Origin of the sequence: Actinomadura sp. NPDC048394 (assembly GCF_040651755.1) — a bacterium.
In the GTDB taxonomy this organism is placed as follows: Bacteria; Actinomycetota; Actinomycetes; order Streptosporangiales; family Streptosporangiaceae; genus Spirillospora; species Spirillospora montaniterrae.
In genome coordinates this window covers 114,651-133,159 of the sequence record NZ_JBEZJL010000002.1, presented here as the reverse complement: position 1 = coordinate 133,159, position 18,509 = coordinate 114,651, and the positions used below count along the sequence as shown (strand labels likewise).

General features: G+C 72.7%; 15 protein-coding genes. 8 read left to right on the top strand and 7 right to left on the bottom strand.

The features are described from left to right. Positions 1-28 precede the first annotated feature (28 nt). Positions 29-910 carry an MBL fold metallo-hydrolase gene (locus tag AB0C78_RS01860; protein ID WP_360740626.1) on the top strand — a complete coding sequence of 294 codons (882 nt, stop codon included), beginning with the start codon at positions 29-31 and terminating at the stop codon, positions 908-910. Between the two features lie 25 nt (positions 911-935). Here the strand turns inward: AB0C78_RS01860 and AB0C78_RS01855 are convergent, their stop codons facing one another. Further along, positions 936-2,357, bottom strand: coding sequence for a cellulase family glycosylhydrolase (locus AB0C78_RS01855; RefSeq protein ID WP_360740624.1), 1,422 nt, complete (start codon positions 2,355-2,357; stop codon positions 936-938). Between the two features lie 153 nt (positions 2,358-2,510). After that, the gene (locus AB0C78_RS01850) at positions 2,511-3,689 is read right to left on the bottom strand and encodes an RDD family protein (RefSeq protein ID WP_360740622.1); all 1,179 of its coding nucleotides are present in this window, start codon (positions 3,687-3,689) and stop codon (positions 2,511-2,513) included. A gap of 70 nt (positions 3,690-3,759) precedes the next feature. On the opposite strand from AB0C78_RS01850, the gene AB0C78_RS01845 reads away from it, so the two are divergent. Next, positions 3,760-4,755 carry a stage II sporulation protein M gene (locus AB0C78_RS01845; RefSeq protein ID WP_151538632.1) on the top strand — a complete coding sequence of 332 codons (996 nt, stop codon included), beginning with the start codon at positions 3,760-3,762 and terminating at the stop codon, positions 4,753-4,755. Between the two features lie 144 nt (positions 4,756-4,899). On the opposite strand, the gene AB0C78_RS01840 is transcribed toward AB0C78_RS01845, so the two are convergent. The 5 genes from AB0C78_RS01840 to AB0C78_RS01820 all read right to left on the bottom strand — a co-directional run bounded on the left by AB0C78_RS01840 (position 4,900) and on the right by AB0C78_RS01820 (position 10,274). Next, a complete protein-coding gene (locus AB0C78_RS01840; protein WP_360740620.1) occupies positions 4,900-6,192 on the bottom strand; it encodes a DUF58 domain-containing protein in 1,293 nt (430 codons plus the stop codon). After that, positions 6,192-7,160: a MoxR family ATPase gene (locus AB0C78_RS01835; RefSeq protein WP_225991366.1), complete on the bottom strand. Its 969-nt coding sequence runs from the start codon at positions 7,158-7,160 to the stop codon at positions 6,192-6,194. The genes AB0C78_RS01840 and AB0C78_RS01835 overlap by 1 nt, the downstream gene beginning before the upstream one ends. An 86-nt stretch (positions 7,161-7,246) precedes the next feature. Then, the gene (locus AB0C78_RS01830) at positions 7,247-8,470 is read right to left on the bottom strand and encodes a DUF4350 domain-containing protein (protein WP_360740618.1); all 1,224 of its coding nucleotides are present in this window, start codon (positions 8,468-8,470) and stop codon (positions 7,247-7,249) included. Beyond that, positions 8,464-9,150, bottom strand: coding sequence for a DUF4129 domain-containing protein (locus AB0C78_RS01825; protein WP_360740616.1), 687 nt, complete (start codon positions 9,148-9,150; stop codon positions 8,464-8,466). Before AB0C78_RS01825 ends, AB0C78_RS01830 begins: the two co-directional genes overlap by 7 nt. Beyond that, positions 9,147-10,274, bottom strand: coding sequence for a hypothetical protein (locus AB0C78_RS01820; RefSeq protein ID WP_360740614.1), 1,128 nt, complete (start codon positions 10,272-10,274; stop codon positions 9,147-9,149). Before AB0C78_RS01820 ends, AB0C78_RS01825 begins: the two co-directional genes overlap by 4 nt. 435 nt (positions 10,275-10,709) lie before the next feature. On the opposite strand from AB0C78_RS01820, the gene mtrA reads away from it, so the two are divergent. The 6 genes from mtrA (at position 10,710) to AB0C78_RS01790 (ending at position 18,489) form a co-directional block, all read left to right on the top strand. Beyond that, positions 10,710-11,387 carry an MtrAB system response regulator MtrA gene (gene mtrA, locus AB0C78_RS01815; RefSeq protein ID WP_151538627.1) on the top strand — a complete coding sequence of 226 codons (678 nt, stop codon included), beginning with the start codon at positions 10,710-10,712 and terminating at the stop codon, positions 11,385-11,387. 112 nt (positions 11,388-11,499) lie between these two features. Further along, a complete protein-coding gene (mtrB, locus tag AB0C78_RS01810) occupies positions 11,500-13,137 on the top strand; it encodes an MtrAB system histidine kinase MtrB (RefSeq protein WP_151538626.1) in 1,638 nt (545 codons plus the stop codon). Then, complete coding sequence (locus AB0C78_RS01805; RefSeq protein WP_360740612.1) at positions 13,134-14,954, top strand: LpqB family beta-propeller domain-containing protein; 1,821 nt, start codon at positions 13,134-13,136, stop codon at positions 14,952-14,954. The genes mtrB and AB0C78_RS01805 overlap by 4 nt, the downstream gene beginning before the upstream one ends. Before the next feature lie 730 nt (positions 14,955-15,684). Further along, positions 15,685-16,050, top strand: a complete 366-nt coding sequence (locus AB0C78_RS01800) for a phosphoribosyltransferase family protein (protein ID WP_360740610.1) — start codon at positions 15,685-15,687, stop codon at positions 16,048-16,050. Between the two features lie 644 nt (positions 16,051-16,694). After that, a complete protein-coding gene (gene raiA / locus AB0C78_RS01795) occupies positions 16,695-17,369 on the top strand; it encodes a ribosome-associated translation inhibitor RaiA (RefSeq protein WP_360740608.1) in 675 nt (224 codons plus the stop codon). A 463-nt stretch (positions 17,370-17,832) separates the two neighbouring features. Further along, the gene (locus tag AB0C78_RS01790; RefSeq protein WP_225991365.1) at positions 17,833-18,489 is read left to right on the top strand and encodes a response regulator transcription factor; all 657 of its coding nucleotides are present in this window, start codon (positions 17,833-17,835) and stop codon (positions 18,487-18,489) included. Positions 18,490-18,509: the final 20 nt, after the last annotated feature.

Sequence of the window (18,509 nt, the reverse complement as noted above, 5' to 3'; positions counted from 1 at the left end):
TTCGAGGCTGCCCCACGAGAGGATGGTCATGGTTCAACCGGCTTCCCGCGCACAGGTCCGCCTAGGCGGCACCACCGTCACCTTCCTGCCCGACGGCCACGCCAGGGTCGTCCCCACCGCGGTGTTCCCCGCGAGCGCGCCCACCGGCTGGGCGACGCACAGCGAATTCCTGGACGACGACGGACGGCTCCCCATCAGCATCGGCTCGTTCCTCGTCCGCACGGGCGACCGCGTCATCCTGGTGGACCTCGGCTTGGGCGAAGTGGACTTCGACGTGCCCGGCCTTGCCTCGTTCAAGGGCGGGTCACTGCTGCGCAGCCTCGCCGCGGAAGGACTCGCCCCCGAGGACGTCGACACCGTCGTCTACACCCATCTGCACCACGACCACGTGGGCTGGACCACCGATGTGGCGCCCGCGCCCACCCTTCCCGAGGGACGCGTCCCGAGCGGCCTGACCTTCGCCAACGCGCGCCATCTCGTCGCCGAGGCCGAGTGGCGGCACTGGAAGGGCACGTCGGAGGTCATCGGCCCGGACGCCGTCGCCGTGCAGGACCCGCTGGCGGACCGCGTCGGCTTCGTCGCCGACGGCCAGGAGATCGCGCCGGGCGTCCGCGTCCGCGCGACCCCTGGCCACACCCCCGGGCACCAGAGCCTCGTCGTCACCGGCGACGGCGACGACCGGCGCCTGATCATCCTGGGCGACGTGATGCACTGCCAGGTCCAGGTCGCGGAGAGCCGCTGGGGGTTCCTCTTCGACGACGCACCCGAGGAGGCGCTCGCCACCCGGGAGTCGCTGCTCGCCGACCTGGAGGACGAGCGCACGCTGCTGGCCGGCGGCCACTTCGCCGGTCACGTCTTCGGACGCGTCCTGCCTCCCGTGGCACGCCGGGCCTGGAGCAGCGCCGCATAAGGCCCTGTAGAAGCCCGCGCAGGGGCTAGGGCGTGACGGTGACGGTGTGGGCGGCCGTGTCGGGGTCGGCCCACACGGACAGGATGTGGCGGCCGGCGTCCCAGGCCGTCCGCCACGTCCCGGCCGGGTCCGTCGACGTGACCTTCGGAGTGGACGGGAACCAGATCTCCGTGGGGCCCGACACACCGGCCTTGTTGCGCCAGGACACCGTGAGCGTCGGCGAGGAGTACGACATCTTGACGGGGGTGCCCGCTATGGCCCTGGCGTAGGGGCGGGCCAGAAGCTTGGCGAAGAGCGTCGGGTTTCCGTTGCCGTCGGTCACGCCTACGGAGCCGGGGTCGTTGGACCAGTACGACCAGCCGACGCCCAGGTCGTCCGCCATGGAGAGCCAGTCGCCGGTGAAGTCCGCCGCACCGGGCGCGTCCTGCCCCATGCCGCCGACCTCGCCGATCCACATCGGCGCGTTCAGGCGCCGCGCCGCCGCCGGCATGTTGCGCTTCCACAGTGCGAACTGTGCCTGGACGAGGAGTTTCGTGGCTCCGCTGTAGGCGCCGCCAAGGTCCACCCCGCCCGGGTAGAAGTGCGGCGCCAAGACGATGCGGGGCGTCCCCGGACGCGGGTCCTGGACGGGCGCGATGGACGATTCGGCGCCCTCGTTGGACCCGAGGGCCTCCGGCTCCACGAACACCCAGTTGTCCTGGTCGACCTTCCGGATCGCGTCCACGACGCGCTGGTAGAAGGGGGTCAGGATGGGGCCTTCGAAGAAGCCGAACTGGCGGGTCCCGCCGAACGGCTCGTTCATCAGGTCATAGCCCAGGACCGCGGGGTCCCCGGCGAAGCGCTGCGCCACGTGCTGCCACATCGCCGCGTACCGCTGCATCAGCTCCGGGTGCTTCCCGGTGTTGTTCCAGAAGTTGTCGTAGGCGCGCAGGACGGCGGGCTGGAGGTAGGTGAGCACCCAGGGATCCTGCGGCGTGCAGGGCAGCCCGTCGGTGATCGTGGCCCAGGCGGGCGCGCCGTTCCCGGCGCCCTTGCACGCGGCGGGCCCGTAGATGTCCTGGTGCATGTCCAGGATGACGTGCATGCCCTGCTCCCGGTACCAGGCCACGCGCTCGGCGACCTCGTCGAGATAGGCGTCGTCGTAGCGCCCGGGCTCCGGCTCGACGTTCTTCCACTGGATCAGGTAGCGGACCGAATCGGTGCCCATCTCGCGGGCCTCGCGGACGACGTCGTCCCGGTCGATCCACGGCAGGCCGCTGTCGCCCTTGGCGCTGCTCGCGGTGTTGAGGCCGTGCAGGATCAGCGTCCGGCCCTGGTCGTCGGTGATGGTGGGGAGCGGCGCGGCGTCCGCGTGCGCGGGGGCGCCGGCCGCCGCGGTCCCCGCCGTCCCGGCGAGGGCCAGCGCGGTGGTCAGGGTGATCCGGCCGAGGGCACTGCGGACGCGCATCCCGCCTCCTGAACGTGAAATTTGTTCGGATATTAGGAGGCGAGGGGATCCCCGGGAAGTCGGAGAAATGCACAACAACAGCGCCGGCTTACGGCGGTAGATGACAACGCGGCGCTCCCGCCGCTGGTCGGGAGGCGTCGACGGAAGGTGCGGCTACCGGCCCGGCTGCCCGCCGCCGGGGTACGCGCCGGGCGGCGTGCCCTGCACCGGATACGGGGCAGGCGCGTACTGGCCGCCTGTATAGGGCCCTGCTGGAGGGCCCCCGACCGGGTAACCCCCGGTCGGGTAAGGGCCCGCCGGGTACGGGTCCGCCGGGTACGAGCCCGTCGGATGAGGGCCTGCTGGGTACGAGCCCGTCGGATGAGGGCCAGCGGGATAGGCGGGATAGGGGCCTGTGGGGTAAGGGCCCGGCGGGTACGGGGCGGGCCGCGGCGGCGGCCCGGACGGAGGCCCCTGCCACCCGGGCGGGGGAGGCTGGCCTGTTCCGGCCATGGCCATCGCCGGGACGGGAACAGGGGCGGCGCCAGGAGCAGGAGCCTGCGTCCAGCCCGCCTGCCCGGCACGGCGCAGGCGGCGAGCCCGGCGCTGGGCCAGCCGCCACTCCTCGCGGTGGCGACGCTCTGCCAGGACGGCGGACAGCAGGATCTCCGGGCGGACGCCCGGAGGCGGCGGCGGGCTGACCACCGCGACGACCTGCGCCGCAATGCGCTGCCCCAGAGAGTCGCGCACCTCCGGCAGCAGCTCCCAGAACCGCGACAGGTACTGGCGTGCCGTCATCGCCAGCTCGTCCGAGAGCATCGAGATCTCCAGCGACCGCGCCCACCACGCCAGCTGCGGGGGCATGACGGCGACCGGGCCGAAGAGGCCGGACGACGGGATCCGCTCCTGGATGACGATCGTCCCGGCGAACAGGTCGCCGAGGCGCTTGCCGCGCCGGTTGCAGAACGAGGTGATCAGCGCGGGCGCGCCGTAGAGCGTCCAGAACTCGATGAAGCCGGCGAGCGCGCGCACGAGCGCCTGCCGGAACCTGATCGGCCCGCCGTCGTCGGCCACGACCCGGATCCGCATGGCCATCTTCCCGAGCGTCCGCCCCCGCGAGAGGGTCTCGAACGCGCACGGGTAGCCGACCATCACGGCGACGAGGGCGACCAGGGACAGCCCTACGGTCCACGCCTCGTCCGCGACCAGGGCCGTCAGGCCCGTCACGTAGATGGCGATGTTCAGCAGGATGAGCTGGAACAGCAGGTCCAGCAGCAGGGCACAGCCCCGGCTCGCCAGCCGCGCGACCCGGATGTCGAGCGCGACGGCCTCGCCGGTGACGAGTTCGGCCATGTCCTGATCCTCCAATGCCGGGGCCGGTCCATCTTGCCGCCTTCGCGGGCCGAGGCGTTAGTCTCCCCGGGTGGACGTCGACGCCTATGTGGCCGCGCACAACGCCGACTGGCTGCGCCTCGAGCAGCTCATCAACCGCGGCCGCAGGCTGACCGGCGTGGAGGCCGACGAACTGGTCGAGCTGTACCAGCGGACGGCCACGCACCTGTCGGTCGTCCGGTCGAGCTCGCCGGATCCCGAACTGGTGGGGCGGCTGTCGTCGCTGGTGGCGCGCGGCCGGGCCGCCGTGGCGGGCGCCCACGCGCCGATGTGGCGGGACGTCACGCGGTTCGTGACGGTGTCGTTCCCCGCCGCCGCCTACCGGATGCGGTGGTGGTGGCTGGGCAACGCGGTCCTCGGCAACCTGCTGGCGCTGGCCCTGGCGATCTGGGTCGTGCACAGCCCGCACGTGCAGTCGAGCATCGGCACCCCGAACGAGATCCGGGACCTCGTCGAGCACGACTTCGCGAACTACTACACCGAGCACTCCGCCGCGTCGTTCGCGTTCCAGGTGTGGACGAACAACGCGTGGGTGTCGGCGATCGCGCTCATCTTCGGCATCCTGCTGGGCATCCCCACCGTGTACGTGCTGCTGATGAACCAGATCAACCTCGGCGTCACGGGCGGGCTGATGTTCGCCTACGGCAAGGGCGACGTGTTCTTCGGCCTGATCCTGCCGCACGGCCTGCTGGAGCTGACCGCGGTCTACCTCGCGTGCGCGGGGGGCCTGAAGCTCGGCTGGACGGTCGTGGACCCGGGGCGCCGCCGCCGCGGCCAAGCGCTCGCCGAGGAGGGGCGCGCCGCGATCAGCATCGCGATCGGGCTCGTCGGCGTGCTGCTGGTGTCCGGGCTGATCGAGGGCTTCGTCACCGGCTGGGTGCACGTCACCTGGCTGCGGATCGCGATCGGCGTCGTCGCCGAGACGGCGTTCCTCGGGTACGTGATCGTGCTGGGCCGCCGCGCCACCCGGCAGGGCGAGACCGGCGACGCGGAGCTGCGCCCCGATCTCGTCCCGGTCGCCGGCTGACCCCCGGAGTCGCCGGCTGACCCCCGGAGTGGAACGCGTCATACCAGGTGAAACCGCCATCGACCGGCGCCGGCGTCGGTCCGGGCGGGCGCCCCGCGGCCTCCGGCGGCCGTCCAGGCGCCGCTGAGAGGCTCGCTGAGCCGTTCAGAGACGCCCGGCGGCCTTGAGGGCGAGGTACGCGTCCGCGAGCGCCGGAGCGATGTCCTGAGGCGGCGCGTCCACGACCTCGACGCCGTGCGAGCGGAGCTCGGCGGTCAGCCGGCGCCGCTCGGCCCGCGCCCGCTCCGCGGCCGCCGCGTCGTACACCGCCGCGAGATCGCCGCGCGCGCCGGCCATCTCGCCGACCCGCGGATCCGACACGGCCGCGATCATGACGAGATGCCGGGCCGTCAGCAGCGGCAGCAGCGGCAGCAGCCCCTCCTCGATCGCCGCGGTGTTCAGCTCGGTCAGCAGGACCACCAGGCACCGCTGCCGCACCCGCGCCATCAGCGTCGACACCATCCCCGCCGCGTCGAACTCCAGCAGCTCCGGCTCCAGCGGCGCCATCGCGTGCACCATCGCCGGCAGCAGGTCGGTGCGCGACGCGCCCTCGACGCGCGTACGGACGCGCCGGTCGTAGGCCAGCATGTCGACGCGGTCCCCGGCCCGGGACGCCAGCGCGCCCAGCAGGAGCGCCGCGTCCATGGAGCAGTCCAGGCGCGGAATGTCCCCGACCCGGCCCGCGGACGTGCGGCCGGTGTCCAGCACCATGTAGATCCGGCGGTCGCGTTCGGGACGCCACGTCCGCACCACCACGTCCGCGCGCCGCGCCGTCGCCCGCCAGTCGATGGAGCGGACGTCGTCGCCGTCGACGTACTCGCGCAGCGAGTCGAACTCGGTGCCTTGGCCGCGGATGAGCGCGACGTGCGCGCCGGTCAGCTCCCGCAGCCGCGCCAGCTTCGCGGGCAGATGGCGGCGCGACGGGAACGCCGGCAGCGCGCGCACCGTCCACGGCGCGGACCGCGACAGCTGGCGGGCGGCCAGCCCCAGCGGTCCCACAGACCGCACCACGACGGTGACGGCGCGACGGTCACCGCGCCTCGTCGGCGTCAGCGCCATGTCGACGCGGCGGCGCTCCCCGGCGGGGACGTCCACGTGCACCGTCCGGGGCGCGGCGGCAGCGCTGGGCGGCCACACGTCCCGCAGCCGCGCCTTGAGCCGGCGCCGCCCGAGGTTCTCCACGATGAGCGCCACATGGGCCGTCTCGCCGAGGCGGACGTTGGTGTCGCCCGACCGGTGGAAGCGCAGCGCCCGCACGTTGCCGGCCAGGGCGAGGTCAACCAAGACCCCGAGCAGCAGGACGCCCCACAGCGCGAGCAGCGTCCACCAGCTCGGCAGCAGGATCGGCGCGACCGCGCCGAGCAGCGCCAGCAGCCCCAGGCGTCCGGTGAGCGCCATCAGCGCGGAGCGGGGACGTGGGCGAGGATGCCCTCCAGCACCCCGTCGGCGGTCGCGCCCTCCAGCTCGGCCTCGGGGCGCAGCTGCACGCGGTGCCGGAGCGTCGGCCGGGCCAGCGCCTTCACGTCGTCCGGGGTCACGTAGTCGCGGCCGGACAGCCACGCCCACGCGCGCGAGGTCGCCAGCAGCGCGGTGGCCCCGCGCGGGGAGACGCCCAGCTGGAGCGACGGGGACTGGCGCGTGGCGCGGCACAGGTCCACGACGTACGCGGCGACCTTCGGGTCCAGGTGCACGGCCCGGACGGCGGCGCGTCCCGCGGCCAGCTCCGCGGCGCCCGCCACGGCCTTCACCTCCGACAGGTCGCGGGGATCGAACCCCGCGGCGTGCCGCTGCAGCATGCTGATCTCCTCGTCCCGCGTGGGGACGGGCACCGTCAGCTTCACCAGGAACCGGTCGAGCTGCGCCTCGGGCAGCGGGTACGTGCCCTCGTACTCGATCGGGTTCTGCGTCGCGCAGACCACGAACGGATCCGGCAGGGGACGGGCCGCCCCTTCCACCGAGACCTGCCGCTCCTCCATCGCCTCCAGCAGCGACGCCTGCGTCTTCGGCGGCGTCCGGTTGATCTCGTCGGCGAGCAGAAGGTTGGTGAAGACAGGGCCCTCGCGGAACTCGAACTCCGCGGTCCGGTTGTCGTACACCAGGGACCCGGTCACGTCGCCCGGCATCAGGTCTGGGGTGAACTGGACGCGCTTGAAGTCGAGGTCGAGGGCCCGCGACAGCGTCTTGATGAGCAGCGTCTTGGCGGTTCCGGGGACGCCCTCCAGCAGCACGTGGCCGCGGCACAGCAGCGCGATGACGAGCCCGGTCACCACCGAGTCCTGGCCGACGACCGTCTTGGCCACCTCGCCGCGCAGGGCCGCGAGCGCCGCGCGGGCCGTCTCGGCCTGCCGCCGGATCTCCTCGGACACGCCCGCGGCGCCCGGCGGGGTGTCGGCCGGCGCGTCGCCGGGCAGCGGGCCGGGTACGTCGTCCTTCCCGAGGTCAACAGGGTGGTTCACGACTGGCGTACCTGCCTTTCCAGGTCGTCGAGGACGGAGGTGAGGGCGATCAGCCCGGCGTCGTCCACGGGTTCGGGACCGTACAGGGCCGCGCCGACGTACGCCTCGTCGCGGTCGGTCCGGCGGGCCACGGCCGCGACGATCTCCTGCGCGGCCGCGGGGTCCTGCGCGCTGCTGCGCGGCAGGCCGAGGAGCGGGACGAGGCGCTCGCGGGCGCCGGAGCGCAGCGCCCCGGCGGCCCGGTCCCGGGCGCGGCTCGCCCGGTACAGGCGCGCGCGCCCCTCGACCGTCTCGGCGGAGCGGACGACCACGGGCAGCGCCTCGGCCACCACCGGGCCGAGCCGCCGCCCCCGCCACAGCGCCACCAGGACGACCGCGACGATCAGCTCCAGGAAGAACAGCTTGACGCCGAACGGCAGCAGGTCGGTCAGCGACTCCTGCCCCGCGCCGGCGCCCTCGGTGGGGATGTCGGGCGCCAGCCACACCACGGACTGGCGCGCCCCGGCGAGGTTCATCAGCAGCGCCGCGTTGCCCTCCTCCGCGAGGTGCTGGTTGGTGAGCGGCGCGCTGGAGCCCAGCACGGTGACGGTCCTGGGACCGTCCTGCACCTGCGCTAGGCGGGCCTCCTGGTCCACCTCGTAGCAGGAGACGGCGTTGCCGGACACTTCGTAGGTCTGCGACTGGCCGAACGTCACCGAGCCCGCCAGCGTGGCGGCCTGCAGGGAGCACTCGGGGTCGGCCGTACTGGCGAAGCTGGTGTTCTGGATCTCCACGCCCGGCGCGAGCGCCTCCAGCACGGGAGCCGTCGGCTCGACGAGCAGCAGGTCCCCTTGCGCGCCCCGCATCCGGTCGATGTCGTCCTGGGTGAGCCGCTCGCTGCGCGTCACCACCATGACGGTGCCGGGGCCGGACGCGTCGACGGCCTGTGCGGCGTGCCTCGCCACCGTTACGGGCGTCCCGTGCTGCTTGAGGATCTCCGCGAGCGCGCGCGAGCCGTCCCTCTTCGGGGACGTCGGGTCGAGCCGGTCGGGCGAGCCGGACGGGCGCAGCGCCGCGAGGATGACCGCGATCACGGCCATCGCGAGCAGCGCCGCCACCACGCCGCGCGCCGACCGCCAGCGGCGACCGGCGACCTGCCGGGCGGACGCCTCGCCGCCCGCGCCGCCGCCGTTCGTCCCACCGCCCGCCTCGTGCGCGCGCGCCGGCGACTGCATCACCATCGCGTGCCTCCGTCCGGATCGTCGGCGCCGACCCCTGCGGGCGTGAGGCCGTCGGACTCCAGCGGCTTCGGACGTGCTGCGCGCAGCCTCTCGTCAAGCTCCTTGACCTGCGCGTACCTGTCGGCCGTGCCCGGACGGTCGCCGTACCAGACGTCGTCGAAGACCCGCACGCCGGCGCGCAGCGCGTCCGCCAGCTCGGGCACCGCCTCGCCCGCCTCCGCCGCCAGCTCGTCCGCCGTGCGCCCCGGGCGCGGCGCGAGCACGGCCCGCTCCTCCAGGTCGCGGGCGATGGCGCGGAGCCGCTCCCGGATGGCCTCGGCCCACTGCCCCTCGGCCGCGAGCCGCTCCGCGGCCTCGCGGTGGTCGAGGGCGGTCGAGGGCTTGTCCTCCAGCAGCGGGTCCTTCCTGGAACGCGGATTGCGCCGGTCCCACATGAGCCACACCACCAGGCCCACCGCCACCAGGGCGATCACCACGATGACGGCTATGGACAACCATCCGCCGCCGCTGCCGTGCGCGTTCGGATGGGAGGCGTGGCTGAACAGCTTCTGGAGCCACTCGGAGAATCTGTCCCACACACGCTCCAGCCAGGACGGCTTGTCCCGCTGGTAGATCTGCTTGTCCAGCTCACGGCGCGCCATCTCGCGGGCCTCGTCGCGGCCGATCGGGTCGAGCGTCACCGGCGCGCCCCCGCTTCCGATCCGGTTCCATGCCAGGCGCCTGCGGGGCGGGGCCGCCACAGGTCGATGAAGCCTTCGCTATCGCCGTCGTCCGTGTGGCCGTTTCCGTCACCGGAGCCACCTTCGCCACTGGGGCCACTACCGCCACCGGTGTCACGGCCGGAAGCGGCCGCCAGCGCGGCGGCGGACCGTCCCCTCGTACGCAGGTCCAGGTCGAGACCTTCACGGCGCATACGGCGGTCCATGTAGAGCAGCGCGATGACCCCCGCGTCGAACGGCAGGACCACCGCCCAGCTGATGATCCGGCCCGCCGTGTCGACCGCGAGCGAGCCCAACGTCGAGCCGCCGTCCGAGCCGATCCCGAAGAAGATCAGCTGGATGACCAGGAACGGGATGCGCAAGGCGAAGAACCCCATGAACACCGTGATGAGGATCGCCAGCAGCAGCGTCCCGCATGTGCGGAACCACCGGCCCTTGGACAGCACCCGGGCCCGTTTAAGGGCGCCACCGACGCTCGTACGCTCCAGCACCACGGCAGGTACGGCCAGGACCAGCAGGATGTACGACCACACCATCAGCCCTATGCCGACGGGGAAGCCGACGATCGCCGCCACCGCCCCCAGGGCCGGATGCGCACCTGAGGCCACCAGGAGGATGAACGGCACGATCGGCGCCATCATCGCGGCGAGCGGCACCAGCAGCACCACCGCCGCCGTGGCGGCGAGCCGTCCCAGCCGCGGCCTGGCGTCCCGCCACGCCTGCCGGGGCGCGATCGGCAGGCCCACCAGTTCCCGCCCCAGGATCGGCGCGAGCAGCCCCGACAGGACCAGGATCCCGTAGGCCGACAGCACCAGCCCCATGACGGCGAGGGTCATCTGCGCCCCGAACGACCGCAGGAGCAGCCCCGGCGTGACCTCGTCGCGGGCCTCGTTGCCGATGAAGAAGTACGCGGCGACGGAACTCGCCACCTGGATCACCGCGCTGAACGCCAGCGCCGTGCCGAGGGCCGTGCGCGGGCGGCGCCGGATCCCGGCGATCGCCCCGTCCAGCATCTCCGAGATGGACATGGGGCGGAACGGGACGTCGGCGTCCGCGTCGTCGTCCCAGCCGTCCGGTCCCGGCATGTCGGCTCCCTGCGGTCTTCGGCGGGGGTGTCCCGGCGTGGACGGCCCATGGTGGCCGCGGCCGCCGGTCAGGTCATCCTGTCACGGGCGAGCCGCCGCATATGCCGACACGGGCCCGGTCGATGACGATCTGCGCCCTGACGGGCGCGCACAGGGACGAAAGCTTCCGATCCCGGACAACCTGGCATGTGTTTCGGGAGTCCCGTTTACAATCCCGCCCTTGTATGGGGTGACGCATAAGGCGCGCATAAGGCGGGCCTCTCGCCATGCCGCGCCCTGGGGCGCGTCACGGGGCGGCCACCGGACGCCTGGAGGAGTCATGTACGAGGCAAACGCAGGTAACCTTGCACGCCAAGGCATATCTCTCCCTGGCGAGGTGGGGCCGGAGCGTCTCACCCCACTCCACCGAACCCCGACTTTGTGACGATGAGGGCCATGAGAGGACGTGTACTGGTCGTCGACGACGACCTCGCGCTCGCCGAGATGCTCGGCATCGTGCTGAGGGGCGAGGGCTTCGAGCCGTCGTTCGTGCACGACGGCGACAAGGCGCTCGAGGCGTTCCGGGAGACCCGGCCCGACCTGGTGCTGCTGGACCTGATGCTGCCGGGCGCCGACGGCATCGACGTCTGCCGGCAGATCCGCGCCGAGTCCGGGGTGCCGATCGTCATGCTGACCGCCAAGAGCGACACCGTCGACGTCGTCCTCGGCCTCGAATCGGGCGCCGACGACTACATCGTCAAGCCGTTCAAGCCCAAGGAGCTGGTCGCCCGCGTGCGCGCGCGCCTGCGCCGCACCGACGAGCCCGCCCCCGAGACCCTGCAGATCGGCGACATCACCATCGACGTGGCCGGGCACTCGGTGAAGCGCGCCGACCGGCACATCCCGCTGACCCCGCTGGAATTCGACCTGCTGGTCGCCCTGGCCCGCAAGCCCCGCCAGGTGTTCACCCGCGAGGTCCTGCTGGAGCAGGTCTGGGGGTACCGGCACGCCGCCGACACCCGCCTGGTGAACGTCCACGTCCAGCGGCTCCGCGCCAAGATCGAGAAGGACCCCGAGCGGCCCGAGATCGTCGTCACCGTGCGCGGCGTCGGCTACAAGGCCGGGCCCGCCTGACCCCCCGGTCCCGCGCCCCTCGTGACAGCCGGAACGGCACGCCGATGACCGCCACGCCGATGATCGCCACGCCACCCCGCCCCCGCTGCCAGGACCCCTCGTGAAGGCCGACATGACGAGGGCGAAGCGGCTCGTGCGGTGCGGGCTGGTGACGCTGCGGCGCGTCCTGCGCGGCACGGCCAGCCGCGCCTACATGCGCTGGCGCCGCTCCATCCAGGTACGGGTGGTCACCTCCACGCTGTTCATCTCGGCGATCGTGGTGGCCATCCTGGGCGTGTTCCTGATGCAGCAAGTGTCGACCGCGCTCATGGACGGCAAGGTCAAGGCGGCCCGTCTCCAGCTGGACGAGGGCTTGGCGCAGGTACAGCGGGACCTGGGGAACAGCACGTCGCCCGCCTCGGAGGACGGCAGCCGCCTCAACGCCGTGGTGAACCGCCTGAAGGCGCGCAGCGGCCCGTCCGGCCTGTACGAGGTGTACATCCGCGACACCACCGCGGAGTACTTCGACGGGTACGCCACCAACGAGCTCCGCAAGGAGAGCGTCCCCAAGCGGCTCAGGGACGAGATGAAGCACGCCCCCGGTGGAGCGCGCGCCTACACCTACGGCAAGCTCACCTATGTCGGCGGTCACCCGTCCGAACGCGGCCTCATCGTGGGCGGCAAGTCCGGCCAGTTCGAGCTGTACTACCTGTTCCCCCTGGACCAGGAGCAGCGAACCCTCACCAACGTGAGCCGCTCCATGGTCGGCGTAGGGGTCGTCCTAGTGCTGCTCCTGGCCGCCATCGCCTCACTGGTGACGCGCCAGGTCGTCATCCCGGTACGGCTGGCCGCCCAAGGAGCGCAGAGGCTCGCCGCAGGACGGCTCGAAGAGCGCATGCGCGTGCGCGGGGAGGACGACCTCGCGCGCCTGGCCCGCTCCTTCAACGACATGGCCGCCAACCTCCAGGAGAAGATCGGCGAGCTGGAGGACCTGTCGCAGCTGCAGCGCCAGTTCGTCTCCGACGTCTCCCACGAGCTCCGCACGCCCCTGACCACCATCAGGATCGCGGCCGACATGCTCTACGAGAACCGCGACACCTTCGACGACCCCGCCGTGGGACGGTCCGCGGAGCTCCTGCAGAGCCAGCTCGAACGGTTCGAGTCGCTGCTGGCCGACCTGCTGGAGATCAGCCGCCACGACGCCGGCGCCGCCACGCTCGACGCCGAGTCGCTCGACATGCGCGACCTGGTCCTGCGCGTCGTCGGCGACATCCAGGGCCTCGCCGAGCGCAAGGGCAGCAAGGTCGTCCTCCAGCTCCCAGGCGAGCCCTGCATGGCCGAGGTGGACCGCCGCAGGGTCGAGCGCATCCTGCGCAACCTCGTCGTCAACGCCGTCGAGCACGGCGAGGGCGAGGACATCGTGGTGTCGGTGGCCGCCGACCGCGACGCCGTCGCCGTCGCCGTGCGGGACCACGGCGTCGGCCTCAAACCGGGGGAGGGACAGATGGTCTTCGACCGCTTCTGGCGCGCGGACCCCGCTCGCGCGCGCACTACCGGCGGCACCGGGCTGGGGCTGTCCATCTCCCGGGAGGACGCCCAGTTGCACGGCGGATGGCTCCAGGCCTGGGGAGAACCCGGTGTCGGCTCCCAGTTCCGCCTGTCGCTGCCCCGCGTCGCCGGGGCCGAACTGCGCGGATCGCCCCTCCCGCTCGTCCCGCCAGGGGCCGGCGACGCGCGCCCCCTCTTCGCCGAACTGGAGGCGGGGGATTGACCGGCGACCGCCGTACGACGCTGCGCCTCCGGTACCGGCGGGTGCGGCCCGCCGTCGCGGTCGCGGCCGTCCTCGTCCTCTGCGCGACCGGATGCGCCAACGTCCCCACCGGCGGGCAGGTCGTCACCGGCAAGCCCGCCGAGAAGGCCGAACGCGTCGACGACCCGTACGTCCGCCTCATCCCCGTCAGCCCGCAGCCCGACTGGGGGCCCACCCAGATCGTCTCCGGCTTCCTCACCGCCTCCGCGAGCTTCGACGACGGCCACAAGGTCGCCAAGGAGTACCTCAGCACCCCCAACGCCTGGGACCCGGGCCTACGGCCGTACGTGGACGTCCTGTCGAGCCGCACGGTCGATCCCCACGTGGACCAGACGTCCGCCAACCAGGCCACCGTGCACATCACCGGCGACCAGCTCGGCACGATCGACTCCGACGGCCAGTACACCGCCGCGCCCAAGAGCTTCGAAGCCGACTTCCAGCTGGCCAAGACCCAACAGGGCGTATGGCGCATCACCGGCCTGCCCGGCAATGACAAGGCCGGCCTGTTCCTCACCAAGGACGACGTCGAGCGCGCTATGCGCACGGTCAACCTGTACTTCTTCGCTCCTGACGAGCACACCCTCGTGCCTAACGGCATCTTCCTGCCAGTGGTGGACCGCGAGACGCTGCCCACCCAGCTCGTCCAGGCCCTCTTGTCCGGCCCCACGTCCTGGCTCAACGGCGCCGTGCAGAGCGCCTTCCCCAAGGGGACCAGGCTGCGCGGCGGCAGCGTCCGCATCGACAAGGACCTCGCGATCGTCGACCTCACGCAGGAGGCCCGCGGCGGCAACGTGGAGCGCATGTCGGCCCAGCTCAGCTGGACGCTGCGGCAGCTGTCGGAGATCAAACGCTGGCGCCTGGAGATCGACGGGGAGACCGTCACGCCCGACGGCTCCGACGCCACGCAGTCCGTCCACTCCTGGGACGGGAACTCCCCGGACGGCCAGGACCCCGACGAGCAGGTCCGCCAGACCGCCTACGTCGCCGCCACCGCCGGCTTCATCGGCACCCTCCAGGGCGACCATGCCCAGCCCGTCGTCACCGGCGCCGCCGGACGCCTGTCCCACCCGGCCGTATCGCCGAACTACCAGGAGCTCGCGGGCCTCAGCACGGACGGCCGCCAGCTCGTCACCACCGGGCCCGTCGCGGGCAGCCCGTCCATCCACGTCCTGCTGAACGCCCACAAGGGCGCACGCTTCACCGCACCCTCCTGGAGCCGGGACGGCACCCTGTGGACGGTGGAGAGCACTCCTAAGGCGTCGTGGCTGTGGGTCCGGCGGCCCGGCAAGGCGCCCGTGAAGGCCGGCCACTGGGGGCTCGGCGGACGCCAGGTGCTCGCGTTCCACGTGGCCCGCGACGGGGTCCGCGCCGCCGTCATCGTCCGTATCGACGGGCGGCCCGAGGTCCAGATGGGCCGGATCGCCACCGCCCCCGACGGGTCACTGGACGTGGGGTCGTTCCTGCCCGTCTCGTCCGAACTCCAGGACGCCGTCGACCTCGCCTGGCGCGACTACGACACGCTCGCCGTCCTCGGCCGCGCCAAGCGGGACTCCCAGACGCTGCCGTACCTGATGCCCGTGAACGGGAGCGCCATCACGTCCATGGGCGTCGGCGCCCTCGGCGAACCCCGCACCATCGCCGCTGCTCCGGGCTCCCCGGTCCTGATCGGGACGTGGTCGTCGGGCAAGGACCAGGTGTGCCGCCAGCGCCCGCCCGTCACCTCGTACAGCCAGTGGATCTGCCCGACCCCCGCCCGGGACCCCAGCTACGCCCACTGACCACGGAGCCGCGCTCACATAGCCCGAAGTTCGACGCTCTGCGCCCGGAACACGGAAATGTGGACGACGTCGCGGGCCGGTTATCCACATTTCGGCGAGGGCCTTCCGGGGGCCGGCGCCGGCCGGGATCGTCGAGGCCATGAGCTTCTTCGGCGACCTGATCGACTTCCTGCTCCCCGAGACCTGCGCCGGCTGCGGCGGTGAGCCCGGCCTGCTCTGCGGCTCCTGCGCCGCGCCGCTGTACGGCCCCGCCCGGCCGGCCCGCCCGGCACCCCCGGGTCTTCCACCCCTGTGGACGGTCGCCGCCTACGAGGGCCCCATCCAGAAGATCTTCTCCGCCTACAAAGAGCACGGGAGAACGGCCCTGGCCACCCCGCTAGGGGAGGCCCTGGCCAAAGCAGTGGACGCCGCCCTCCCGGAGCCACAGCCACCCGCCCCGCCCCACACCGCCACCACACCCGCACCGAGCGGTCCAGTGCTGCGAAGGGCTTCCGCGACCTCGCCAGCTGGAGCGCCGCACGGCGGCGCCACGGCCTCGCCGGGCGGGCCGCTACCGCCGCACGCCGCCTCCGCCCGGCTACCGGGTGGGCCGGAGCCGCCGGGTGGTGCCTCTACGGCCTCGCTGGGCGGGGCGGTTGTGGGCGGCGCCTTGGCGGCGTTGGGGGAGCTCATGCCGGTCGTGTGGGTTCCGTCGGGGCGCGGAGCGGCGCGGCGGCGCGGGCACGATCCCATGAGGCAGGCCGTGGCGGTGGCCGTGCGGCGGCTGCGGGCGGGCGGCGTCCCGGTGGTCGCGGTGGGCGGGCTGCGCCAGTGCCGGCGGGTCGCCGACCAGGCAGGGCTCGGGGCCAAGGCGCGCCGGGACAACCTGAGCGGCGCGCTGGAGGCGGTCGGGCGTGCACCCCTCGCGGGGCGACGGGTCGTCCTGGTCGACGACGTGATCACGACCGGGGCGTCGCTGGCCGAGGCGGCGCGTGCGCTCCGGGCGGCGGGCGCGGACGTCGTTGCGGCGGCGACCGTGGCGGCCACCCCGCTGCGCCGGGGCTGGTGGCTTTCTTCACGCCGGCGTCCTGGAAGGGCAGGTAGCTACCTTACGTAGCCGCGCCGATCGGCGACCGGGCACCCGTCGGCGACATAGGGGGTAATTCGGGTCACATCGCTTCATCGCGGGGGTACAGATTTTCTCAAACTCACCGGGCGGGTACGGCGGCCTGACCTGCGCGGTACAACGGCGCGGACCGCCCGGAACCAGGGGCCTTCGCGGTCCTCGGCGCGCGGCGGAGGCGGGGCGGGGGACGGCGCAGTGGTGGCCCTCGATGACGTTCAGTGAGTTTTTCCTCGCCTCACCCCCCTGACATTCGTGGCGTAAGGGGTTAGCGTTCCTGACATGGCACCCGCCCGGGTCCGTGGTTGCGTCGGATCGCAGTGCTCGTCAGGAGCACGGCAGACGATCCGGCTAGCCGATGCCAGGCGCAGGCGAAACGGCCCACGTAAGGCGACTTCTCGTCGACCGATCACGGTGCGCCTTAGAGGTAAGTCCTGCCCCGTCGAGGGATCCGACATCCCCCGAACCGGGAGAAGGGCAGTAGTGGCGAGAGCGCCGCGAGCCCCTCAGCAGGCGGATGTGGGGACGAAGACCAGGTCGGCCGGGCGGGTGCGACCCACCGTGCTGTGGTGCCCGTTCGGGGCCGTCAGGGGTCCCGGACCGGGCGTGAATCGCAACCGGGAGAAGGGGGGTCCCGCGTGGACATCATCGTGAGGGGCCGGCACACCGAGGTCAACGACAGGTTCCGTCGGCACGTCGACAGCAAACTGGCCAAGATCGAGCGGCTCGACCAGAAGGTCATCCGCGTGGATGTGGAGGTGTCCGAGGAACGCAACCCGCGGCTCGCCGACCAGCGCGAACGTGTGGAGCTCACGATCCGCTCCCGCGGCCCGGTGATCCGGGCCGAGGCCGCCGCCGACGACCGCTACGGAGCCCTCGACCTGGCGCTCGACAAGCTGGAGTCGCGGTTGCGCCGCGACTGCGGGCGCCGCAAGGCCCACGGCGGAAAGGGCCGCGCCAAGCTCGCCACGATGGAACCGCTCCCCGAGCCGACGCCGATGACCGCTCCCGAGCCCGCGTCCGGCGGCGGGCGCACGGCGACGGCGGTCGCCGAGGAGGAGACCGGCGACGCGCGGACCGGGGCGCCGGCGGACGAGAGCATCGTCCCCATCCCGATGGAGGGCGACGGGCCCGTCGTCGTCCGCGAGAAGTTCCACAAGGCCGAGCCGATGGGCATCGAGCAGGCGCTCTTCGAGATGGAGCTCGTGGGGCACGACTTCTTCCTCTACCGCGACAAGGCCACCGGGCACCCCTCGGTCGTCTACCGCAGAAGGGGCTGGGACTACGGAGTGATCAGGCTCGTCGAGGAGTGAGGAGCGGCGCCCGAGAACGCGGACGCGACACCGGGATCGGCACGGCCCCGGACGGCCCGCGCACCCCGCCGGGGTGACGTGGAGCGTCCGGGCCGGCCGGCCCTCCCGGATTTTGTCAGGAGACGTCGGCCCCGCGAGACGCTGGGAACGGCGGAAAACCCCGTAACGTAGGGGCTGAGGGGCGTTGCCGCCGCCGGCATCGCGCCGGGGCGGTCCCGGCCCGACCGTTCCGGGGGCGACCCCGGGCCCCGCGAAGAACTCCGGGGGCGACCCTGGAGCCCCGACCCTCCGGTAGTTTCAGATCACTGACAGTGAAGGGGGGAAGCGGCGTCTCCTCCACGCCGCGACTCAGGTGAGCGAGAATCCCGAGGCTCGCGAAGCCGTGACGGTGCCCCGGCAGGGCGGCGCCGCCGCCACCCCCGCCGAGCGGCGGGCCGCGCGGCCGGGCGATGCGGCCGATCCGATCCGCGTGCTCATCGTCGACGACCACGCGCTGTTCCGCCGAGGCCTGGAGATGGTGCTGCAGGCCGAGGACGACATCGAGGTCATCGGCGAGGGCGGCGACGGCCACGAGGCGGTCGAGATGGCCGGCGACCTGCTGCCCGACGTGGTGCTGATGGACATCCGGATGCCCCGCCGCAGCGGCATCGAGGCGTGCACCGCGATCAAGGACGCGGCGCCCAGCGCCAAGATCGTGATGCTGACGATCAGCGACGAGGAGGAGGACCTCTTCGAAGCGATCAAGGCCGGGGCCAGCGGCTACCTGCTCAAGGAGATCTCGATCGACGAGGTCCCGCAGGCGGTCCGCGCCGTGCACGGCGGACAGTCGCTGATCAGCCCGTCGATGGCGTCCAAGCTGATCACCGAGTTCGCCTCGCTCGCCAAGCGGAGCGAGGAGCGCACCCAGCAGGTCCCAGCGCCCCGCCTCACCGAGCGCGAGATGGAGGTGCTGCGGCTCGTCGCCCGCGGTCTCGGCAACCGGGAGATCGCGCGGGAGCTGTTCATCTCCGAGAACACGGTGAAGAACCACGTCCGCAACATCCTCGAGAAGCTCCAGCTCCACTCGCGCATGGAGGCGGTCGTCTACGCCGTCCGCGAGAAGCTCCTCGAGATCACCTGACCGGAGGCCGGTTACCGGCA